The organism is Novosphingobium anseongense, assembly GCF_037482895.1.
GTDB lineage: Bacteria > Pseudomonadota > Alphaproteobacteria > Sphingomonadales > Sphingomonadaceae > Novosphingobium > Novosphingobium anseongense.
The window spans coordinates 1,079,878-1,099,661 of sequence record NZ_JBBHJZ010000001.1 but is presented as its reverse complement, the minus strand read 5'-3'; the positions used below and the strand labels follow the sequence as shown (position 1 = coordinate 1,099,661).

At 66.4% G+C, this 19,784-nt stretch carries 17 protein-coding genes; 16 read left to right on the top strand and 1 reads right to left on the bottom strand.

The window, feature by feature from the left end:
• Position 1 precedes the first annotated feature (1 nt).
• From nuoF to WG901_RS05235, 13 genes are read left to right on the top strand one after another with little or no spacing between them, the layout of a single operon-like run.
• Positions 2–1,288: an NADH-quinone oxidoreductase subunit NuoF gene (gene nuoF, locus WG901_RS05295; protein WP_339585960.1), complete on the top strand. Its 1,287-nt coding sequence runs from the start codon at positions 2–4 to the stop codon at positions 1,286–1,288.
• Positions 1,288–3,288 carry an NADH-quinone oxidoreductase subunit NuoG gene (nuoG, locus tag WG901_RS05290; protein WP_339585959.1) on the top strand — a complete coding sequence of 667 codons (2,001 nt, stop codon included), beginning with the start codon at positions 1,288–1,290 and terminating at the stop codon, positions 3,286–3,288. The genes nuoF and nuoG overlap by 1 nt, the downstream gene beginning before the upstream one ends.
• Positions 3,285–4,328: an NADH-quinone oxidoreductase subunit NuoH gene (gene nuoH, locus WG901_RS05285; protein ID WP_339585958.1), complete on the top strand. Its 1,044-nt coding sequence runs from the start codon at positions 3,285–3,287 to the stop codon at positions 4,326–4,328. The genes nuoG and nuoH overlap by 4 nt, the downstream gene beginning before the upstream one ends.
• Positions 4,328–4,813 carry an NADH-quinone oxidoreductase subunit NuoI gene (nuoI, locus tag WG901_RS05280; RefSeq protein ID WP_264443580.1) on the top strand — a complete coding sequence of 162 codons (486 nt, stop codon included), beginning with the start codon at positions 4,328–4,330 and terminating at the stop codon, positions 4,811–4,813. Before nuoH ends, nuoI begins: the two co-directional genes overlap by 1 nt.
• Positions 4,814–4,834: 21 nt before the next feature.
• Complete coding sequence (locus WG901_RS05275; RefSeq protein ID WP_339585957.1) at positions 4,835–5,452, top strand: NADH-quinone oxidoreductase subunit J; 618 nt, start codon at positions 4,835–4,837, stop codon at positions 5,450–5,452.
• Positions 5,449–5,754 (top strand): NADH-quinone oxidoreductase subunit NuoK, encoded by a 306-nt coding sequence (nuoK, locus tag WG901_RS05270; protein WP_339585956.1) that lies wholly within the window; start codon positions 5,449–5,451, stop codon positions 5,752–5,754. The genes WG901_RS05275 and nuoK overlap by 4 nt, the downstream gene beginning before the upstream one ends.
• 4 nt (positions 5,755–5,758) lie before the next feature.
• A complete protein-coding gene (nuoL, locus tag WG901_RS05265) occupies positions 5,759–7,870 on the top strand; it encodes an NADH-quinone oxidoreductase subunit L (protein WP_339585955.1) in 2,112 nt (703 codons plus the stop codon).
• A gap of 4 nt (positions 7,871–7,874) precedes the next feature.
• The gene (locus tag WG901_RS05260) at positions 7,875–9,410 is read left to right on the top strand and encodes an NADH-quinone oxidoreductase subunit M (RefSeq protein WP_339585954.1); all 1,536 of its coding nucleotides are present in this window, start codon (positions 7,875–7,877) and stop codon (positions 9,408–9,410) included.
• Positions 9,410–10,873, top strand: a complete 1,464-nt coding sequence (nuoN, locus tag WG901_RS05255) for an NADH-quinone oxidoreductase subunit NuoN (RefSeq protein ID WP_339585953.1) — start codon at positions 9,410–9,412, stop codon at positions 10,871–10,873. Before WG901_RS05260 ends, nuoN begins: the two co-directional genes overlap by 1 nt.
• Positions 10,870–11,577 (top strand): biotin--[acetyl-CoA-carboxylase] ligase, encoded by a 708-nt coding sequence (locus tag WG901_RS05250; protein ID WP_339585952.1) that lies wholly within the window; start codon positions 10,870–10,872, stop codon positions 11,575–11,577. The genes nuoN and WG901_RS05250 overlap by 4 nt, the downstream gene beginning before the upstream one ends.
• 10 nt (positions 11,578–11,587) lie before the next feature.
• Positions 11,588–12,382 (top strand): type III pantothenate kinase, encoded by a 795-nt coding sequence (locus WG901_RS05245; RefSeq protein WP_339585951.1) that lies wholly within the window; start codon positions 11,588–11,590, stop codon positions 12,380–12,382.
• A complete protein-coding gene (locus WG901_RS05240; protein WP_339585950.1) occupies positions 12,379–14,010 on the top strand; it encodes a ribonuclease J in 1,632 nt (543 codons plus the stop codon). The genes WG901_RS05245 and WG901_RS05240 overlap by 4 nt, the downstream gene beginning before the upstream one ends.
• A gap of 2 nt (positions 14,011–14,012) precedes the next feature.
• The gene (locus tag WG901_RS05235; RefSeq protein WP_339585949.1) at positions 14,013–14,297 is read left to right on the top strand and encodes a DUF1467 family protein; all 285 of its coding nucleotides are present in this window, start codon (positions 14,013–14,015) and stop codon (positions 14,295–14,297) included.
• Positions 14,298–14,331: 34 nt separating this feature from the next.
• Here the strand turns inward: WG901_RS05235 and WG901_RS05230 are convergent, their stop codons facing one another.
• Positions 14,332–17,127 (bottom strand): coiled-coil domain-containing protein, encoded by a 2,796-nt coding sequence (locus tag WG901_RS05230; protein ID WP_339585948.1) that lies wholly within the window; start codon positions 17,125–17,127, stop codon positions 14,332–14,334.
• 69 nt (positions 17,128–17,196) lie between these two features.
• Between WG901_RS05230 and WG901_RS05225 the strand changes: the two genes are divergently transcribed.
• The 3 genes from WG901_RS05225 (at position 17,197) to WG901_RS05215 (ending at position 19,784) form a co-directional block, all read left to right on the top strand.
• On the top strand, positions 17,197–17,499 hold the full coding sequence (locus tag WG901_RS05225) for an Hpt domain-containing protein (protein WP_339585947.1): 303 nt from the start codon (positions 17,197–17,199) through the stop codon (positions 17,497–17,499).
• 144 nt (positions 17,500–17,643) lie between these two features.
• On the top strand, positions 17,644–18,834 hold the full coding sequence (locus tag WG901_RS05220; protein WP_339585946.1) for a hypothetical protein: 1,191 nt from the start codon (positions 17,644–17,646) through the stop codon (positions 18,832–18,834).
• Positions 18,835–18,836: 2 nt separating this feature from the next.
• Entirely contained in the window at positions 18,837–19,784 is a 948-nt protein-coding gene (locus tag WG901_RS05215; protein WP_339585945.1) for a hypothetical protein, read from the top strand.

Below are 19,784 nucleotides of genomic sequence, written 5' to 3'. Positions count from 1 at the left end.
CATGGCACTCGCCGACAAGGATCGCATCTTCACCAACCTCTACGGCTACCAGCCGTGGAACCTCGGCGCGGCGCAGAAGCGCGGCGACTGGGACAACACCAAGGCTCTCCTCGAAAAGGGCCGTGACGGCATCATCCAGGAGATGAAGGACTCGGGCCTGCGCGGCCGTGGCGGTGCGGGCTTCCCCACCGGCATGAAGTGGTCGTTCATGCCCAAGGAGCCGAACCCGGCGCGTCCCGGCTTCCTGGTGATCAATGCCGACGAGTCCGAGCCGGGCTCGTGCAAGGATCGCGAGATCATCCGCCACGATCCGCACAAGCTGCTCGAAGGCGCGCTGGTCGCGGGCTTCGCGATGGGTGCGCGCGCGGCCTACATCTACATCCGCGGCGAATACATCCGCGAGGCCGAGACGATGTTCGCGGCGCGCGACGAGGCCTATGCCGCCGGTCTGCTGGGCAAGAACGCCTGCGGTTCGGGCTATGACTTCGACGTCTTCGTCCACCGCGGCGCCGGCGCCTACATCTGCGGCGAAGAGACCGCGATGATCGAAAGCCTCGAAGGCAAGAAGGGCCAGCCGCGCCTCAAGCCGCCGTTCCCGGCCGGTGCAGGCCTCTATGGCTGCCCGACCACGGTCAACAACGTCGAATCCATCGCCGTCGCGCCGACGATCCTGCGTCGTGGTGCGAGCTGGTTCTCGAGCTTCGGCCGCGAGAACAACAAGGGCACCAAGCTCTTCCAGATCTCGGGCCACGTGAACAAGCCCTGCGTCGTCGAGGAGGAGATGAGCATCCCCTTCCGCGAGCTGATCGAAAAGCACTGCGGCGGCATCCGCGGCGGGTGGGACAACCTGCTGGCGGTGATCCCCGGCGGTTCCTCGGTGCCGCTGGTGCCGGGCCACGAGATGATCGACGTGCCTATGGACTTCGACGGCTGCAAGGCGGTCGGATCGGGCCTGGGCACGGCCGCGGTCATCGTCATGGACAAGTCGACCGACATCGTCCGCGCCATTTCGCGCCTGTCCTACTTCTACAAGCACGAGTCCTGCGGCCAGTGCACGCCCTGCCGCGAAGGCACGGGCTGGATGTGGCGCATCATGGAGCGCCTGCGCACCGGCGATGCCGCGGTCGAGGAAATCGACATGCTGCAGCAGGTGACCAAGCAGGTCGAAGGTCACACGATCTGCGCGCTGGGCGACGCGGCCGCCTGGCCGATTCAGGGTCTGATCAAGCACTTCCGCCCCGAGCTCGAGCGCCGGATTGCCGACAACGTACGCGAGGCTGCTGAGTAATGCCTAAGGTAACCGTAGACGGCGTCGAACTCGAAGTTCCGCAGGGCGCCACCGTCCTGCAGGCCTGCGAGCTGGCCGGCAAGGAAATCCCCCGCTTCTGCTATCACGAGCGGCTGAGCATCGCCGGCAACTGCCGCATGTGCCTGGTCGAGGTCGCCCCCGGGCCGCCGAAGCCGCAGGCGTCTTGCGCGCTGCCCGCTGCCGAGGGCCAGAACATCCGCACCGACAGCGAGATGGTCAAGAAGGCGCGCGAAGGGGTGATGGAGTTCCTCCTCATCAACCACCCGCTCGACTGTCCGATCTGCGACCAGGGCGGCGAATGCGACCTGCAGGACCAGTCGGTCGCCTATGGCCGCGGCGCCTCGCGCTATGACGAGCACAAGCGCGCGGTCACCGAAAAGTACATGGGCCCGCTCATCAAGACGACGATGACGCGCTGCATCCACTGCACCCGCTGCGTGCGCTTCTCCGAGGAAGTGGCCGGCGTGGACGAGATCGGCGCGCTCTATCGCGGCGAGTCCATGCAGATCACGACCTATCTGGAGAAGGCCGCGCATCACGAGATGTCGGCCAACGTGATCGACCTCTGCCCGGTCGGCGCGCTGACCTCCAAGCCCTACGCCTTCGAGGCGCGGCCCTGGGAGCTCAAGAAGACGCTCGGCATCGACGTTTCCGACGCGACCGGCGCCAATATCCGCATCGACAGTCGCGGCCGCGAGGTCCTGCGCGTGCTGCCGCGGATCAACGATGACGTGAACGAGGAGTGGATCTCCGACAAGGCGCGCTACCAGGTCGACGGCCTGACCAAGCGCCGGCTCGACCGCCCGTGGATCCGCCGTGACGGCAAGCTCGTCGCCGCAACCTGGGACGAGGCTTTCGCCGCGATCGCCAAGGTCAAGCCGGGTGCGAGCGTTGCCGCGGTTGCGGGAGACCTGCTCGACTGCGAGACGCAGTTCGCCGCCAAGAAGTTGCTCGGCGCGCTGGGCTCGACCCTGCTCGAAGGCCGCCAGACGGGCATGGACTATGACGTGTCCAGCCTCGCCGCAGTGAACTTCAATTCGACCTTCGCCGGCATCGAGACCGCCGACGCGATCCTGATCGTGGGCAGCAACGTCCGCTGGGAAGCGCCGCTGGTGAACGTCCGCCTGCGCAAGGCGGTCAAGAAGGGCGCCAAGGTCTTCCTCGTCGGCCAGGAATGGGAAACCACCTTCGGCGGCGAGTTCCTCGGCGAGGACCTGTCGGTGCTCGGCAATCTGCCGGCGCATGTTTCGGAAGCCCTGTCGAATGCGGAGCGTCCCGCGGTCATCCTCGGCGGTGCGGCTCTGGCCAAGGGCGCGCTCGGCGCGGGCCTGGGCCTCGTTGGCCAGTTCAACCTCGTCCGTGATGGCTGGAACGGCTTCAACGTGCTGCACCTCGCCGCCGCGCGCATGGGTGGGCTGATGCTGGGCTTCGCGCAGAAGGGCGGCATCGCCGACCTCGTCGCGGCCAAGCCCAAGCTGGTCTTCTCGCTCGGCGCCGACGAGATGGACTTCGCCAGGTTCTCGGACTCGATCGTCGTCTATGTCGGCCACCACGGCGACAAGGGCGCGCATGCCGCGGACATCGTCCTGCCCGCGGCCGCCTACACCGAAAAGGCCGGCACTTACGTCAACACCGAAGGCCGCGTGCAGTTCGCCGAAAAGGCGGTCTTCGCCCCCGGCGACGCGCGTGAGGACTGGACGATCCTGCGCGCGCTGGCCGATGCCCTGGGTGTCGTGGTAGGCTTCGACAGCTTCGACGAACTGCGTGCGGCGATGGTCGCCGAAGTTCCGGCGCTGGGTGTCGAAGACCTCGCCGACTACGGTTCGCTGCCTGCGGGCGGCGGTTCCGCGGAAGGCGCGTTCGGCTATCCGATCAAGGACTTCTACCTGACCAACCCGATCGCCCGCGCCAGCGAGGTGATGCAGCGCTGCTCGGCCGAACTGCTCCACGGGGAAGACTTCGCGGAGGCCGCGGAATGACCGCTTTCTTCCAATCGCTCGGCATGTCCTACGAGTGGGCGTGGTTCGTCTCGACGATCGCCGGCATCCTGCTGATCGCGCTGCCGCTGATGCTTGGCGTGGCGATGATCATCTATGCCGACCGCAAGATCTGGGCGGCCATGGCGCTGCGTCGCGGCCCCAACGTGGTCGGCCCCTTCGGCCTGCTGCAGAGCTTCGCCGACGGTCTCAAGGTCTTCCTCCAGGAAACCATCGTCCCCTCGGCGTCGAACAAGGTGCTGTTCCTGATCGCGCCGATCATCACCTTCACGGTCGCGCTGATGGCCTGGGCGGTGATCCCGTTCAATTCGGGCGCGGTGCTGGCGGACATCAACGTCGGCCTGCTCTACGTGCTCGCGATCTCCTCGCTCGGCGTCTACGGCGTCGTCATCGCGGGCTGGGCGTCGAACTCGAAGTACCCGTTCTTCTCGGCGATGCGCGCCTCGGCGCAGATGATCTCCTACGAGGTCTCGATCGGCTTCATCCTGATCTGCGTCGTGCTCTGGGCGGGTAGCTTCAACCTCAACGAGATCGTCGCCGACCAGAAGGGCCACGTCTTCGGGATCCTGAACGGCTATGCCTTCAACCCGCTGCTGTTCCCGATGTGGGTGATGTTCCTGATCTCGGGCATGGCCGAAACCGCGCGCGCGCCGTTCGACCTGACCGAGGCCGAGTCCGAGCTCGTCGCCGGCTATCAGACCGAATATTCGTCGATGGCCTTCGCGCTCTACTGGCTCGGCGAGTACGCCAACGTCCTGCTGATGTGCACCTTGAACGCGGTGCTGTTCTTCGGCGGCTACCTGCCGCCGCTCGACCTGCCGTTCCTCTACGTCGTGCCCGGCTTCGTCTGGCTGCTCGCGAAGATCCTGTTCTTCTTCTTCGTCTTCTCCTGGGTGAAGGCGACCGTTCCCCGCTATCGCTACGACCAACTGATGCGCCTGGGCTGGAAGGTGTTCCTGCCCGTCAGCCTCGGCTTCGTCGTGCTGGTCAGCGGCTATCTGATGTTCACGAGGTACGGCTGATGAGCGTCGCTCAAATCATCAAGGCGTTCACCCTCTGGGAGTTCGTCAAGGCGCACTGGCTGACCTTGAAGTATTTCTTCAAGCCCAAGGCGACGATCAACTATCCGTTCGAGAAGAACCCGCTCTCGCCCCGCTTCCGCGGCGAGCATGCGCTGCGGCGCTATCCGAACGGCGAGGAACGCTGCATCGCCTGCAAGCTGTGCGAGGCGATCTGCCCGGCACAGGCGATCACGATCGAAGCCGAGCCGCGCGCCGACGGCAGCCGCCGCACGACGCGCTACGACATCGACATGACCAAGTGCATCTACTGCGGCTTCTGTCAGGAAGCCTGCCCGGTCGATGCCGTGGTCGAGGGGCCGAACTTCGAATACGCGACCGAAACGCGCGAAGAGCTGCTCTACGACAAGGCCAAGCTGCTGGCGAACGGGGACAAGTGGGAGCGGGCCATCGCCGCGAACCTTGAAGCCGATGCGCCGTATCGATAGGGCGCCGGCGGGGCACAGATCATGATCCACACAATCGCCTTTTACCTGTTCGCCACTCTGGTCGTCGCCTCGGGCGCGATCACGATCCTGGCGCGCAATCCCGTGCACTCGGTGCTCTGGCTGATCCTGGCGTTCTTCAACGCCGCGGGCCTCATGGTCCTGGTCGGCGCCGAGTTCATCGCGATGCTGCTCGTCATCGTCTATGTCGGCGCGGTCGCCGTGCTGTTCCTCTTCGTCGTCATGATGCTGGACATCGACTTCGCTGAGCTGCGTGCGGGCTTCGTCAAGAACTTCCCGCTCGGCATGCTCGTCGCGGTGGTCCTGCTCTGCGAGATCGTCCTCGGCATCGGCGCCTTCCGTGCCGGCGCGCTGCACCTCGGCACGCCCGACGGTTCGGCCGCGACGGCGGTGGGAGTCAGCAATATCAAGGCGATCGGCGCGCTGCTCTATGGCCGCTACCTGTTCCTGTTCGAGGCAGCCGGCGTCATCCTGCTCGTCGCGATGATCGGCGCGATCGTCCTGACGCACCGCCAGCGCAGCGACACGCGCGGCCAGAACATCGGCCGCCAGATCGCCCGCCGTCCCGATGAAGCGACGGTCAATGTGAAACCCGAAGTGGGCAAGGGGGTTCAGCTGTGATCGGCATCGAACACTATGTCGTCGTCAGCTCGATCCTGTTCGTGCTCGGCGTCCTCGGCATCTTCCTCAACCGCAAGAACGTCATCGTCATCCTCATGGCGATCGAGCTGATCCTGCTGGCTGTGAACATCAACTTCGTCGCGTTCAGCGCCTTCCTGCAGGACCTGACCGGCCAGATCTTCGCGATGTTCGTGCTGACCGTGGCGGCCGGCGAAGCCGCCATCGGCCTTGCGATCCTGGTCATCTACTTCCGCGGCCGCGGCACGATCGCGGTCGACGACGTCAACCGGATGAAGGGGTAAACCGGTGCATTCGATCCTCTTCATCGTCTTCCTGCCGCTGCTGGCCGCCATCGTCGGCGGGCTCGGCAACCGCATGCTGGGCAACACCGTCGTCAAGTCGATCACGACCGGCGCGCTGTTCGTCTCCTGCGCGCTGTCCTGGCCGATCTTCCTCGGCTTCCTGAGTGGGACCGCCGAAGCCAGCGTCACGCCCGTGCTGCATTGGGTACAGTCGGGCACCATGAGCTTCGACTGGGCGCTGCGCGTCGACACGTTGACCGCGGTCATGCTCGTCGTCATCACCAGCGTCTCGGCGCTCGTCCACCTCTATAGCTGGGGCTATATGGAGGAGGATCCGGATCAGCCGCGGTTCTTCGCCTATCTGTCGCTGTTCACCTTCGCGATGCTCATGCTCGTGACGGCGGACAACCTCGTGCAGATGTTCTTCGGTTGGGAAGGCGTGGGCCTGGCCTCGTATCTGCTGATCGGCTTCTGGTTCAAGAAGCCCTCGGCCGGCGCCGCCGCGATCAAGGCCTTCGTCGTCAACCGCGTCGGTGACCTCGGCTTCATGATGGGCATCTTCGGCGTCTACCTGGTGTTCGGCACGATCTCGATCCCGGCGATCCTCGACGCCGCGCCCGGCATGGCCGGCTCGACGATCGGCTTCCTCGGCCACCGCTTCGACACGATGACCGTGCTCTGCATCCTCCTGTTCATCGGTGCGATGGGCAAGTCGGCGCAGCTCGGCCTGCACACCTGGCTTCCCGACGCGATGGAAGGCCCGACCCCGGTGTCGGCGCTGATCCACGCGGCGACCATGGTCACCGCCGGCGTCTTCATGGTCTGCCGTCTGTCGCCGCTGTTCGAGACGAGCCCGACCGCGCTCGGCGTCGTTACCTTCGTCGGCGCCGCCACCTGCTTCTTCGCCGCCACCGTCGGCACGACGCAGTGGGACATCAAGCGCGTCATCGCCTATTCGACCTGCTCGCAGCTCGGCTACATGTTCTTCGCGGCGGGTTCGGGTGCCTATGGCGCTGCCATGTTCCACCTGTTCACGCACGCCTTCTTCAAGGCGCTGCTGTTCCTCGGCGCCGGCTCGGTGATCCACGCGATGCACCACGAGCAGGACATGCGCTTCTACGGCGGCCTGCGTAAGCACATCCCGATCACCTTCTGGGCGATGACGCTCGGCACCCTGGCGATCACCGGCGTCGGCATTGCCGGCACCCTGGGCTTCGCGGGCTTCTATTCGAAGGACGCGATCCTCGAGGCGGCCTTCGGTTCGGGCAAGGAACTCGGCACCTTCGCGTTCTGGATGGGTATCAGCGCCGCGCTGATGACCAGCTTCTATTCGTGGCGCCTGGCCTTCCTGACCTTCTTCGGCAAGCCGCGCTGGGCCGGTTCGGAGCACATCCAGCACGCGGTCCACGACGCGCACGGCCATGGCCATGACGATCACCCGTCCGACGAACACTCGGGCGAGGCGACCGAACAGGCCCATGCGCACGACGCACACGGTCACGACGACCACGCGCACGGTCATGAAGATCACGGCGACGGCACGGCGGGCTATCACCCGCACGAGAGCCCGCTGCCGATGCTGATCCCGCTCATCGTCCTGAGCCTGGGCGCGGTCTTCGCCGGCTTCCTGTTCCACCATTCGTTCATCAGCGAAGGCGATGGCGAGTTCTGGAAGGGCAGCCTCGTGTTCAGCGAGCACCTGATCCACGCGATGCACGAAGTGCCAACCTGGGTTAAGTGGGCGCCGTTCACGGTCATGACCATCGGTCTGCTGACCGCCTGGTATGCCTACTTGAAGAACCCGAGCTTCCCGGCGACCTTCGTCGGCCAGTTCGGCGCGCTGCACAAGTTCGTCTACAACAAGTGGTTCTTCGACGAGCTCTACAACTTCCTGTTCGTCCGCCCGGCCTTCTGGCTCGGCAAGGTGTTCTGGAAGCAGGTGGACATCGGCATCGTCGATCGACTGGGTCCCGATGGCGCGGCCTGGGTCGTGGCCAAGAGCTCGACCTACGCGCAGAAGGTCCAGTCGGGTTATCTCTACAGCTATGCGCTGGTGATGCTGCTCGGCCTTGTCGGCGCGATCAGCTGGGCAATCGCAGGTTTCGGGGCGCATTGAGGCAATGAACGGTTTTCCCATCCTATCGCTCATGCTGCTCGTGCCGCTCGTCGGCGCGGTGGCCTGCCTTCTGGTCGAAGCCAAGGCGGCGCGTTCGATCGCGCTGATCGCGACCCTGATCGATTTCGCGCTCGGCGTCCTGCTCTGGGCCAACTACGACGTCGGCGGCGCGCAGTGGCAGTTCCAGGAAAAGGTCGAGCTCTTCGCCGGCTTCAACTGGGCGCTCGGCATCGACGGCATTGCCCTGATGCTGATCATGCTGACGGTCTTCCTCATGCCGGTCTGCATCGGCGCGGGGTGGAACTCGATCGAGAAGCGCGTCGGCGAATACAACGCCGCCTTCCTGCTGGTCGAAGTGCTGATCATCGGCGTGTTCACCGCGCAGGATCTCTACCTGTTCTACATCTTCTTCGAAGCCGGCCTGATCCCGATGTACCTGATCATCGGTATCTGGGGTGGCGCCGATCGCATCTACGCGTCGTACAAGTTCTTCCTCTACACGCTGCTCGGCTCGGTCCTGATGCTGATCGCGATGCTGTGGATGGTGAACGAGGCGGGCACCACCGACATCCCGACCTTGATGGCCTACGACTTCGCCCCGCAGGCGCAGACCTGGCTGTGGCTGGCCTTCTTCGCGAGCTTCGCGGTGAAGATGCCGATGTGGCCGGTTCATACCTGGCTTCCGGCCGCGCACGTCCAGGCGCCGACCGCGGGCTCGGTGATCCTAGCCGGCGTGCTGCTCAAGATGGGCGGCTACGGCTTCATCCGCTTCGCGCTGCCGATGTTCCCCGAGGCTTCGGCCCAGTTCGCCTGGCTGGTCTACTGGCTGTCGATGGTCGCGGTCGTGGTCACCTCGCTGATCGCGCTGGTCCAGCACGACATGAAGAAGCTGATCGCCTATTCGTCGGTCGCGCACATGGCGATCGTCACGATCGGCCTGTTCTCGTTCAACGTGCAAGGTCTCGAAGGCGCGATGGTCGTCATGCTCAGCCACGGCCTGGTCTCGGGCGCGCTGTTCCTCGGCGTCGGCGTGATCTACGATCGCCTGCACACGCGTGAGATCGACCGTTACGGCGGCCTTGCGGTCAACATGCCCTACTACGCGCTGTTCATGATGCTGTTCACGATGGCATCGGTCGGCCTGCCGGGCACCTCGGGCTTCGTCGGCGAATTCCTCAGCCTCGCGGGCATCTACCAGGTCTCGAGCTGGGTCGCGCTGGTCGCGACGACGGGCATCATCCTGGGGGCGGCCTATATGCTCTACCTCTATCGCCGGGTCATCTTCGGCGAGCAGAAGAACGCCGATGCCGCCGCCATGAAGGATATCGACCTGCGCGAGTGGCTGATGATGGCGCCGATCGCCGCGGCCGTGCTGTGGATGGGCGTCTATCCCGAAAGCTTCCTCGCGCCGATGCGCCAGGACATCGCCGCGCTCGACGCGCGTATCGCCCGGGCCAAGCCCGCCGGCGATGCCAAGGTCGCGGTCGCGAAGGCACAACCCAAAACCGATGAATCCGCGCACGAGGGGGCGCACCACTGATGGACTGGTCCCACTCGCTGCGCCTGGTTGCGCCCGAAGAACTGCTGAGCGTCGCCGGCCTGATCCTGCTGCTCGTCGCCGCCTGGAGCGGTGACAAGGCGAGCCGCCTGATCTCGATCCTGACGGTCGCCGCGCTCGTCGGCGCTGCCTTCCTCGTCGCGCCCGCGCTCTGCGCCGGCGCCTCGGGCCCCGATACCTACGCCTTCTTCGGCCAGTTCCGCGCCGACGCCTTCGCCAGCTTCGCCAAGCTGCTGATCTATGGCGCCGCCGGTGCCTCGCTGATGATCGCGCCGCAGTTCTTCGAACGCGCGGGCGGGATGCGGGCCGAATATCCGATCCTGGTGCTCTTCGCCGCGCTCGGCGGCGGGATCATGGTCTCGGCCACCGATCTGCTGACGCTCTACATCGGCCTCGAGATGGCCTCGCTGGCCTCCTATGTGCTCGCCTCGATCCTGCGCAACGACGAGCGTTCGGCCGAAGCCGGCCTCAAGTATTTCGTGCTCGGCGCTCTGGCCAGCGGCATCCTGCTGTTCGGCATGAGCCTGACCTACGGCTTCACGGGCACGACCAACTTCTCGGGCATCAGCGCCGCTCTGGGCGGCGGTCTGTCGACCGGCGCGCTGTTCGGCGTGGTCTTCGTGCTCGCGGGCCTGGCCTTCAAGATCTCGGCGGTGCCGTTCCACATGTGGACGCCCGACGTCTACGAAGGCGCGCCAACCCCGGTTACCACCTTCTTCGCGACGGCACCCAAGGTGGCGGCGCTGGCGCTGACGATGCGCGTCTCGCTCGACGCCTTCGGTTCGCAGGCCGATGCCTGGCGCCAGATCGTGATCTTCGCGGCGCTGGCCTCGATCGTCGTCGGCGCGCTCGGCGCCATCGGTCAGAAGAATATCAAGCGCCTGATGGCCTATTCGTCGATCAACAACGTCGGCTTCATCCTCATCGGCCTCGCTGCCGGCACGGTCGAGGGCGCTTCGGCGATGCTCGTCTATCTGGCGATCTACGTGGCGATGACGATCGGCGGTTTCGTCGCCGTGCTGATGCTCAAGGATGCCGAGGGCAACCAGGTCGAGGCAATTTCCGACATCGCCGGCCTCTCGCGCGACCGCAAGGTGCTCGCCGCCGCACTCGCCATGGTCATGTTCAGCCTTGCGGGCATTCCGCCGCTGTTCGGCTTCTGGGGCAAGTTCGTGGTCTTCCAGGCCGCAGTCCAGGCGGGCCTCGTGCCGCTGGCCGCGATCGGTATCGCCGCTTCGGTGATCGGCGCGTTCTATTACCTTAAGATCGTCAAGGTCATGTACTTCGACGAACCGACGGGCAAAGCGGTCGGCCGTAGCGACTGGGCGCACCAGGCCCTGCTCGCGGTCTGCGCGCTGTTCATCTCGCCGCTGGGCTACCTGCTGACCAAGTGCCTGGGTCACCTGGCCGACACCGCGGCCGCCGCACTGTTCGCAGCGGTGTGATCCACACCCTAGCCGAAACCGGATCGACCAACGCAGACCTCGCCGCGCGCCTGCGCGCTAGCGAGAGCGTCGCGGAGGGCGACTGGCTGGTTGCGGACCGCCAGACCGCTGGCAAGGGGCGGCAAGGCCGCGAATGGTTAGACGGCGCGGGCAATTTCATGGGCTCTACCGTGGTGCATCTGCGCTTCGGCGATCCCGAGCCCGCTTCGCTCGCGCTGCTCGTCGGCCTGGCCGTGCACGAAGCGGTGACGCCGCTGCTGAACGACGGGCTTTCGGCCACATTGAAATGGCCCAACGATCTGCTGATCGGCCGGGCTAAATTGGCGGGTATCCTGCTGGAGCGCGTCAACGACAGCGTCATCATCGGCGTCGGCGTCAACCTTGCCCAGGCGCCCGAAGTTCCGGATCGCGAGACGGTGGCGCTGCAGGGCGTCGATCGCGATGCCTTCGCTGCCGATCTCGCACGAGAATTCGCGGCCGAACTCGAGCGCTGGCGCAATTTCGGCCTGGCGCCGATCGTACAGCGCTGGCTCGCCGCAGCGCATCCGCTCGGAACCCCTCTCACCGTCGGCGAGCCCGGGGAAGAGGGTCTGATCGGTGCGTTTGCCGGGCTCGCCGAAGACGGCGCCCTGCTGCTGCGCTTGGCCGACGGGCGGACGCGTGCCATCCATGCGGGCGAAGTTCGCCTGACCCCGGACTCGTAAGGAGCTCTTCATGCTGCTCGCCATCGACGCCGGTAATACCAACGTCGTCTTCGCGCTGTTCGAGGGCAGCAAGCTCAAGGCGCGCTGGCGCATCGCCACCGATCCGCGCCGCACCGGCGACGAATATGCGGTCTGGCTGATGCAGCTCCTCGAGATCCGCGGCATCAAGCGCGAGGAGATCACGCAGATCATCGTCTGCACCGTCGTCCCCCGCGCGCTCCACAACATCCAGGTCCTGGCGAGCAATTACTTCTTCGTCGAGCCGCTTATCGCAGGGCAGGGCGCCGCGGACTACGGCATCGATCTCGACGTCGATCAGCCGAGTTCGGTCGGCGCCGACCGTGCGGTCAATGCGATCGCCGCCCACGCCAAGTATCCGGGCGACCTGATCGTCGTCGATTTCGGCACGGCGACGACCTTCGACGTCATCGATTTTCACGGCGCCTACAAGGGCGGCATCATCGCGCCGGGCATCAACCTCTCGCTTGACGCGCTGGTGGGGAACACGGCCATGCTGCCGCGCATCGCCATTCGCGTACCCGACAGCAAGAGCGTGATCGGCACCAATACCGAAGACGCTATGCTGATCGGCGTGTTCTGGGGCTACGTCGCTATGATGGAAGGGCTGATCGCGCGCATGCGCGAACAGATCGGCCGTCCGGCCAAGGTCATCGCGACCGGCGGCCTTGCCGTGCTGTTCGACGAAGTGACGGACATTTTCGATGCGGTCGACGCGGACCTCACGCTCGACGGGCTGGCTCTGCTGGCGGAAAGGGCTGCGGCCCAAGGAAACCCAATCAAGTGAAACCCGGTAACGAACTGATCTTCTGTGCCCTCGGCGGCTCGGGTGAGATTGGCATGAACGTCAATCTCTATGGCTGCGACGGCAAGTGGCTGATGGTCGACCTCGGCATGACCTTCAGCGGCCAGGAGTATCCGGGCGTCGACCTGGTCTTCGCCGATCTCGAATTCATCGAGGATCGCAAGGCCGATCTCGTGGGCATCGTCCTGACCCACGCGCACGAGGATCACATCGGCGCGGTGCCCTATTTTGCCGAAGAACTCGGCGTGCCGTTCTACGCGACGCCGTTCACCGCCAAGCTCGTCGCGGCCAAGCTCGAAGAGGCGGGGCTGCTCGGCAAGGTCGATCTGCGCGTGATCGACCATCTCGAGCCGTTCGAGCTCGGCCATTTCACCGTTCAATACGTACCGCTCGCGCATTCGATCGCCGAAGGCAACGCCGTGATCGTCGATACGCCCTATGGGCGCATCTTCCACACCGGTGACTGGAAGATCGACGAGGACCCGCAGATCGGCGTGCCGACGACCGCCGAGGAACTCTGCGCGATCGGTGACACCGGTGTGCTCGCGCTGGTCTGCGATTCGACCAACGTGTTCAATCCCGAGAATTCGGGGTCCGAGGGCGAGGTCTACCGCGGACTGCTCGAGGAAGTGGCCAAGCACAAAGGCCGCCGGGTGGTGGTCACGACCTTCGCGTCGAATGTCGCGCGGCTCCAGACCCTGGGCGAGGTCGCGCGCGCGACCGGGCGCAAGCTCTGCGTCGCCGGGCGCTCGCTCGACCGGATGATCGGCGCCAGCCAGGCCAGCGGCTATCTCGAGCACCTGCCCGAGACGGTCGATTTTGGCCGGGCCATGGATCTGCCACGCGGCGAAGTGCTGATCGTCGCGACCGGCGGCCAGGGTGAGCCGCGCGCCGCGATGTCGCGGATGGCCGAAGGCAACCACCAGCTTTCGCTCGAAGCCGGTGACGTCGTGCTGTTCTCCAGCCGCCAGATCCCGGGCAATGAGATCGCCATCGGCCGCATCCAGAACCGTCTGGCCGAGCGCGACATCGAGATCGTCACCGATCGCCAGAGCCCGATCCACGTCTCGGGCCATCCGGGGCGACCCGATCTGCAGGCGCTCTATGGCTGGCTGCGGCCCGAAATCCTGATTCCGGTCCACGGCGAGATCCGCCACATGCGCGAGCAGTCGCGCTTCGGCCTGGCCTGCGGCATACCCAAGGCGATCAATCAGAAGAACGGCGATCTCGTCCGCCTCGCGCCGGGCAAGCCGGGCAAGTTCGGCGAGGTTCGCGCGGGCCGTCTCATCCTCGATGGCGACATCATCGCTCCGGCCGATGGCGAGGCCATGGTCATGCGCCGCCGCCTGGCGCACAACGGGTTCTTGACCGTCGCCATCGCCGGCAGCCGCATCGAGATCGCCGGCGTCGGCCTGCCGCTCGACGAAGACTATGACGCCTTCTGCGAGGAAGCGCGCGAGGACGTCGCGCAGGCGCTCGGCAAGCTCAAGGGCAAAGTCGCGCAGGACCGCGAGGCGCGGATCGAAGCCGCCCGGCTCGCCGCGCGCCGCGCCGCGACGCGCTGGTCGGGCAAGAAGCCCCAGGTACAAGTGCTGCTGCTCGACGACTGATCATGAAACTGACCTCCATCATCGCCATTTACGTGCTGTTCTGGGTGTTCAGCGCTTTCATCGTCATGCCCTTCGGCATTCGCACCCACGACGAGGCTGGGATCGAGAAGACCCCGGGCCAGGCCGACAGCGCCCCGGCCAACTTCGATGCGAGGCGTATCGCGCTGCGCGCCTCGGTGCTCGCGCTCGTGCTCTGCGGGATGTATTACGCCAACTACGTCAACGGTTGGATCGTCCCCGGCGACCTGAACCTGTTTGGCGAACCGCCGGAGGCCGCGAAGGTCTGAGGCGCAAGCTCGTGCCAAGATGTTGGCGCCGGAACTAGCTCCGCAGGCGCTCGATTGCCTGGGCAAGGGTGACGTAGAGCTTGCCCATGTCGGACGACAGTAGCGTCACGCCCAGCGCCTGACCGTCGCGGGCCGAGAGCACCTGGCGCAGCATCGCTTCGAAATCGTGGATGTATCGGCTGACGTGATCGTGGAATTCGCGGTCGCGCTCGTAGATCTGCACGATGGCCTTGGCTTCGACATTGTCGATCAGGCTCACCGCGCGCCGCGTGAAGATGCCGCGGTCGCCGCGCAGATAGGCGGTCCAGGCGGTATCGGCGACGTCGGTCGAGAGCGCCTTGGCGATGTCGATCGAGTTCGAATTGAGCGACTCCGTGATCAGCGCGACGCGGCGGGTGAAGTCGTTGTCGACCTGCTCTTCCGCCCGCTGTCGGGCATGCGCGACGCGGCTCTCGAGATTGGCGGCCAGATCGTTGACCTTGCCGAGCTGATCGCGCAGCTGGACCGCTGCCTCGCGGCCGACGGCTGCCGCCTGGGCGACGGCGCGCTCGAGCTGGCCGGTGGTCTCTTCGGCGCTGGTGCGCATGGCCTGCTCGATCGCGGCCGCGCTCTCGCTGCCGAGTTGGCGGGCGAGGGCGGACACGGTGGTGGCGCCGCTCTCGCCGAAGCCCGCGATGGCCTTCTGGGTCGAGTCCGCAAGCGAATCGAGCGCGAACGCGAGCTGTATGCGCGTCTCGTGGGCGAGATGCGTCGATTGGCTGGCGATCGCCGCAAGCTGTTCGCGCAAAGTCGCCAGCGTTTCGCCGTGGAGCGAGCCGGCCTGTTCGAGCTCCTGCTGCAATCGCGCGAGTTCGGCATAGGTGCGCTGGAGATTGGCGTTGGCTGCTTCGATCGTATCGGCGATGTTCATGCCGCGCGCATCGGTTTCCTGTGCCGCCTCGCGCAGCGCGGTCATCCGCGCCTCCAGCCCGGAAAGCTGAGCCTCGCCGCCTCCGAGCACGCGGGGGAGCTCGTCTCGGCTGTGTTTGACGCTCGCCTGGATCAGTTCGAGCAGGCGCACGCTGCTGTCGGTCAGGGCGGCGATGTCGCGATCGGTGCCTGCCAGTGCGGTGCGGCTTTCGCCGAGACGTTCACCGAGCGTGCGCAGGCTATCGCCGATCGAGGATTGCGCAGCCTCGCCGTGGGCGACGATCTCGGCGGTACGGCTCTCGAATTCGGTGAGCTGGGCCGTGATTGCCCGGCCTTGGGCAAGAACCGTCGCGCCGTGCTCTTCCTGCCGCGTGAGACGCTCGGCCATCTCCATGTCGATTGCGGCGAGGTTCTGGCGCAGGCGATCGGCCGCCTGCTTCTCCAGGGTTTCCTGCCGCGCGTGACGGTCGGCGATCTCGGCATCGAGGGCCGCCACGCGTTCGCGCAAGTCCGCCGTGGCGGCGGCATCGATCTCGCCGTGGCGTTCGCGGCTCGAGGCGGCGAGGAAGTCTAGCGCAGCCAGATGCTCGCGCAGGCGCGTGGCGGCGGCGTCTTCGGCGGCGATGGTCTCGGCCTGGCGCTTGTCGAGCTCGGCGGCGAAGCGCGAGGCCTGGTCCAGCGTCTGGGCTTCGAGTTTGTCGAGCTCCTCGCGGATCGCGCCGGTGCGGGCCTGGCGGGCCTCGATCGCGTCGATCTCTGCCTGCTGAAGCTCGGTCAGCGCGCCGTTCAGCTCCTCGCGCATCCGCGCGATGCTGGCTTCCCAGCCTTCGAGCGCGCGGCTCTCGCCCTCGCGCAAGGCGCGGGCAATGGCATTGCCCTCGTCGCGCAAGGCGGTCAGACGCGCGCGCATCGAGGTCAGGCTCTCGGCCTCCTCGCCGTCGAGCCGCTGACGGGTCTGCTCGAGCTCTTCGGCCATGGCCGAAGCGCGCGTGCGGATCGCGGCGAGGGCCTCGACCTCGTGACTGTCGAGCTGGGTGCGGAACTCGGCGCCGCGATCGCGGAACTCGCTGAAGCGCGCGGCGGTGAGATTGGCGAACTGATCGGCATGCTGCGAGAATTCCGAGATGGTCTCGTCGACGAGACCGCGCAGGACGTGGACCTGCCGCTCGCTGGCCTGGCCGAACTCGTTCAGTTTCTTGAAGCCGTTGATCATCTCCTGGAGCTGGCCGTGGGCGGTCCGGCCGGCATTGCCGATGTTGTTGGTGACGTCCTTGGCCGAGCTGGCGATCACCGGCAGCTGGCCGCGCAGCTTCTCCATGTTGTCGAGCGCGGCCGAGCTGACCGTGCCGATCGTCTCGACCCGCGCATGGTTGTCGTGGATCAGGCCCTGGAGGCGGTCGGCCTCGGTCGAGAGGCGATCGGCGGCGAGGCGGCCCAAGGTCTCGAGATCGCGCGATTGCGCGGCGATGAATTCACGCGCGAGGCTGAGCTCGCGATTGACCGTCGACAGCCGCGTCTCGAGCAGCGCCGATTCCTGCGAGAGCACGCGCGCCGCATCGCCGAAGCGCAGGGCCTCGCTGCGGCTGTTGCGCAGCAGGACGAGCGCGGCGACGGCGATCAGCAGGACCGGAACGGCCCAGTCGCGGAGCAGCGCGATCGCCTCGCTCGGAGCCAGTCGCACGGTCAGGCGTTCGCTGACGGCCCATCCGAAATAACCGGTCCAGCCGATCAGGAGCGCGACGCCGATTGCCGGAAGTACCCAGCGGAAACGCGGGCGCTCTACAGGGTCGGTATCGTCCCAGCTCGTATCCGCCGGCTCGGGCGCCGCGCTTTCCGCGGCTTCCTCGGTCAGCAGAATTTCCGCGTCGGGCGTTTTTGCGCTCGAAGCGTCGAAGGCGATGATGCGTGTTTCCCCGGCCATTCTCCCTGAATACCACGGTTATGCACAGGATAAACCCCACCTTAACCCTGTGGCCCTAGGCTTCTGTGGATGGCTTACGAAGCGGGAACCCTCGATGCCACTCTGGCCGCTGCGGCGGGTAACGATCCCGCGCTTTTCGCGGAGCTGCGCGTGGCCTTCGTCGAGAGCCTGACCCACCAGCTCGACCTGCTGCGCCGCGCGCGCTGTGACGGCAACTGGCAGATCGCCGCGCTTCGTCTCAAGGGCCTGGCTGCCAGCTTCAACGCCGAAAGGCTCATGGTCCTGGCCGACCAGGCGATCGACACCGCGCCGGGTGATCCCGTTGCCGTGCGCCGGATTCAGACCTTCCTCGACGAGTTCGCCGCCGCCTGACATTCCGCCAGGCTCGCCCGTGCCGATCGAGCCCGTGCCAGTCTAGAACGCAGCCGCGGCAACGCGCGCTTGGCACCCGCCCAGGCTTTGCCTAGAACCTCCGTAACTGCCCGGAGAAGCCCGCTGCGCGTCGCCCTGCTTGCCATGATCGAACCCGCAGGGACGGGGCAGAGCGCGCCGCGCGCGTTCCTTCACGTCGGCGGAGCGACGCTGGCGCGGCATCAGCTCGGCATAGCCCTGGCGCTCGAATGCCAGCGCGTGGTCTGCATCGCGCGCGAAGTCACGCCGCCGCTTATCGCGCTTCAGCAGGATGCCGAGAAAGCCGGGGTTCGCCTGCACGTCATTCCCGGGCCACGTGCGCTGGCCGGGCTCGTCACGGCCAACGACGAGTTGATCGTCTTCACCGAAGGCCTGCTCGCCGCGCCGCAAGAGGCGATCGCCCTGCTCGAACAGGGGCATTCGGTCCTGGTCCAGCCGATCGAGTCCGGTCTTGCCGCCGGTTTCGAACGGATCGACATCAACCATTCGGCCGCAGGCGCCATGCGCATCCCCGGCCGCCTGGTCGAAGCGCTGGGCGATCTGCCCGCGGACTTCGACATTCCTTCGGCATTGACGCGCATTGCCCTCCAGTCGGGCGTGGCCATGCAACTCGTGCCCGCGACGGCGCGCGAGGGCGCGCGCTGGAAGCTCGTTCACGACGAGGGGGAAGCGCACGAGATCGAGGACGCCTGGATCCGCCTGCACATGGGCGAAGGCGAAATGCCGACCCCGGGCATCATGCTGTCGCGGCTCGGCGTATTGGCGATCGGGCCGTCGCTGCTGCATGCCGGCAGCGGCTGGGGACTGGTGGCCCTGGGCGCCGTGGCGATCATGCTGCTGGCACTCGGCGCGGGCTGGTTCACCTATTCGGGAATAGCGCTCGTGCTCTGCGCGGTCGCCTGGACGTTGCGCCGGGCTTCGGGACTGCTCGAAAGGGTCGAACACGATTCGCTCAAGCTCGGCAAGGCGCCGATTTCTGGGGAGACCGTGCTTGGCTGGCTGCTCGACCTGGAACTGATCGTGGTGATCGTCTGGAGCGCGCCGTTGCCCCCGTGGGATTCGCTGCTGGCGCACGTGTTTCCGCCGTTCATCCTGATTGCCCTGGCCCGTCTGCTGCCGCGCGTGCTGCTGCGTGGCTGGATCGCCTGGCTAGAGGATCGCGCTCTGCTGGCCCTGATCCTGGCGTTGGCCGCCTTCTTCGGTGTCCTGATCGATGCCGTGCAGGTGCTAGCGATGCTGCTCGCCTTGGCCGCTTTGCTGCTTTCGGCCGGCAAACCGCAGATAACACGGGCTTAACCATGGACGGCTATAGCGGGCTCATGAGCGATGCGGCGGCCACTCCCCGAGCGACGGATCCGGTGGAATCGCGCCTGCGCGGTGCGCTCGATCAGGGCGACGTCGTGCTCGGCACGGTCGCGCCGGTGCTGCGTCATTTGCTGGCCAGCGACGACAGCGGTCTTTTCGGAGACGCCATTCTCGCGCGTGTGCGTGGGATGATCGGCGACGTCGCGCGACAACTGCTGGCCCGTATCGAGGGTGGTGAGGGCGATGTCGCGGCGCTGACCCTTGCTCTCACCGACAATCCTGCCTTCCTCAGGCACGTTCACGCGCTGGTGCTCGAATGGCACCTGACCGAGCTGCTCCAGGCGCGGCTCGCGCTCGATCCCGTGCTCTCGCCGCTGCTCCAGGCGCTCGTCGCCTCGTCCGATGAGACGACGGCGGCGCTGGCCATGAAATTTCTCGCCGCCCAGGCCCGGTTCGGTCAGGCGCAGCGGCGCATGCGGCTGGCGCTCGCTGAACTGCCGGGCGATCTGCTCCATCTGGCGCTCGTGGCCTTGCGGGGCGTGGCCGGCGGTACCGCCGAGGCCGATCAGCGCGTTGCCGCTGCCGAAGTCGCGATCCGCGCCGACTATGACGAGGCGCGCAGCCGGCTCGGCCTGTTGTCGCGGCTGGTGACGGGCATGGGTGCCGGTGCCGTGGCGGCGCTGTCGTTGCACCACGCCGGAGCTGCCATCTTCCTCACCGCGCTCGCCGCATCGGCGCGGCAGGACCGCGATCTCGCGACGCTCGCCACGAGCGAGACGCAGCGCACGCGTCTCGCGCTCGCGCTCTGCGCCGCGGGGCTCAAGCCCGAGGCGATCGAGGAACAACTGCTTGCGCTCGATCCCGACGCCGAACTGCCCGAGGGCATCGACCGGCTCGCGCCCGATCGCGCCGCAGCGCTGATCGCCGGGGCAGGACACTGA

What these genes read in the sequence shown, in the direction of transcription:
- WG901_RS05275 (WP_339585957.1), top strand. Translation starts at nt 4,835, where the DNA reads ATGATCCACACAATCGCCTTTTACCTGTTCGCCACTCTGGTCGTCGCC.
- WG901_RS05215 (WP_339585945.1), top strand. Translation starts at nt 18,837, where the DNA reads ATGGACGGCTATAGCGGGCTCATGAGCGATGCGGCGGCCACTCCCCGA.
- nuoF (WP_339585960.1), top strand. Translation starts at nt 2, where the DNA reads ATGGCACTCGCCGACAAGGATCGCATCTTCACCAACCTCTACGGCTAC.
- nuoG (WP_339585959.1), top strand. Translation starts at nt 1,288, where the DNA reads ATGCCTAAGGTAACCGTAGACGGCGTCGAACTCGAAGTTCCGCAGGGC.
- nuoN (WP_339585953.1), top strand. Translation starts at nt 9,410, where the DNA reads ATGGACTGGTCCCACTCGCTGCGCCTGGTTGCGCCCGAAGAACTGCTG.
- WG901_RS05235 (WP_339585949.1), top strand. Translation starts at nt 14,013, where the DNA reads ATGAAACTGACCTCCATCATCGCCATTTACGTGCTGTTCTGGGTGTTC.
- WG901_RS05230 (WP_339585948.1), bottom strand. Translation starts at nt 17,127, where the DNA reads ATGGCCGGGGAAACACGCATCATCGCCTTCGACGCTTCGAGCGCAAAA.
- nuoI (WP_264443580.1), top strand. Translation starts at nt 4,328, where the DNA reads ATGAGCGTCGCTCAAATCATCAAGGCGTTCACCCTCTGGGAGTTCGTC.
- WG901_RS05220 (WP_339585946.1), top strand. Translation starts at nt 17,644, where the DNA reads ATGATCGAACCCGCAGGGACGGGGCAGAGCGCGCCGCGCGCGTTCCTT.
- WG901_RS05225 (WP_339585947.1), top strand. Translation starts at nt 17,197, where the DNA reads ATGGCTTACGAAGCGGGAACCCTCGATGCCACTCTGGCCGCTGCGGCG.
- WG901_RS05260 (WP_339585954.1), top strand. Translation starts at nt 7,875, where the DNA reads ATGAACGGTTTTCCCATCCTATCGCTCATGCTGCTCGTGCCGCTCGTC.
- WG901_RS05245 (WP_339585951.1), top strand. Translation starts at nt 11,588, where the DNA reads ATGCTGCTCGCCATCGACGCCGGTAATACCAACGTCGTCTTCGCGCTG.
- nuoH (WP_339585958.1), top strand. Translation starts at nt 3,285, where the DNA reads ATGACCGCTTTCTTCCAATCGCTCGGCATGTCCTACGAGTGGGCGTGG.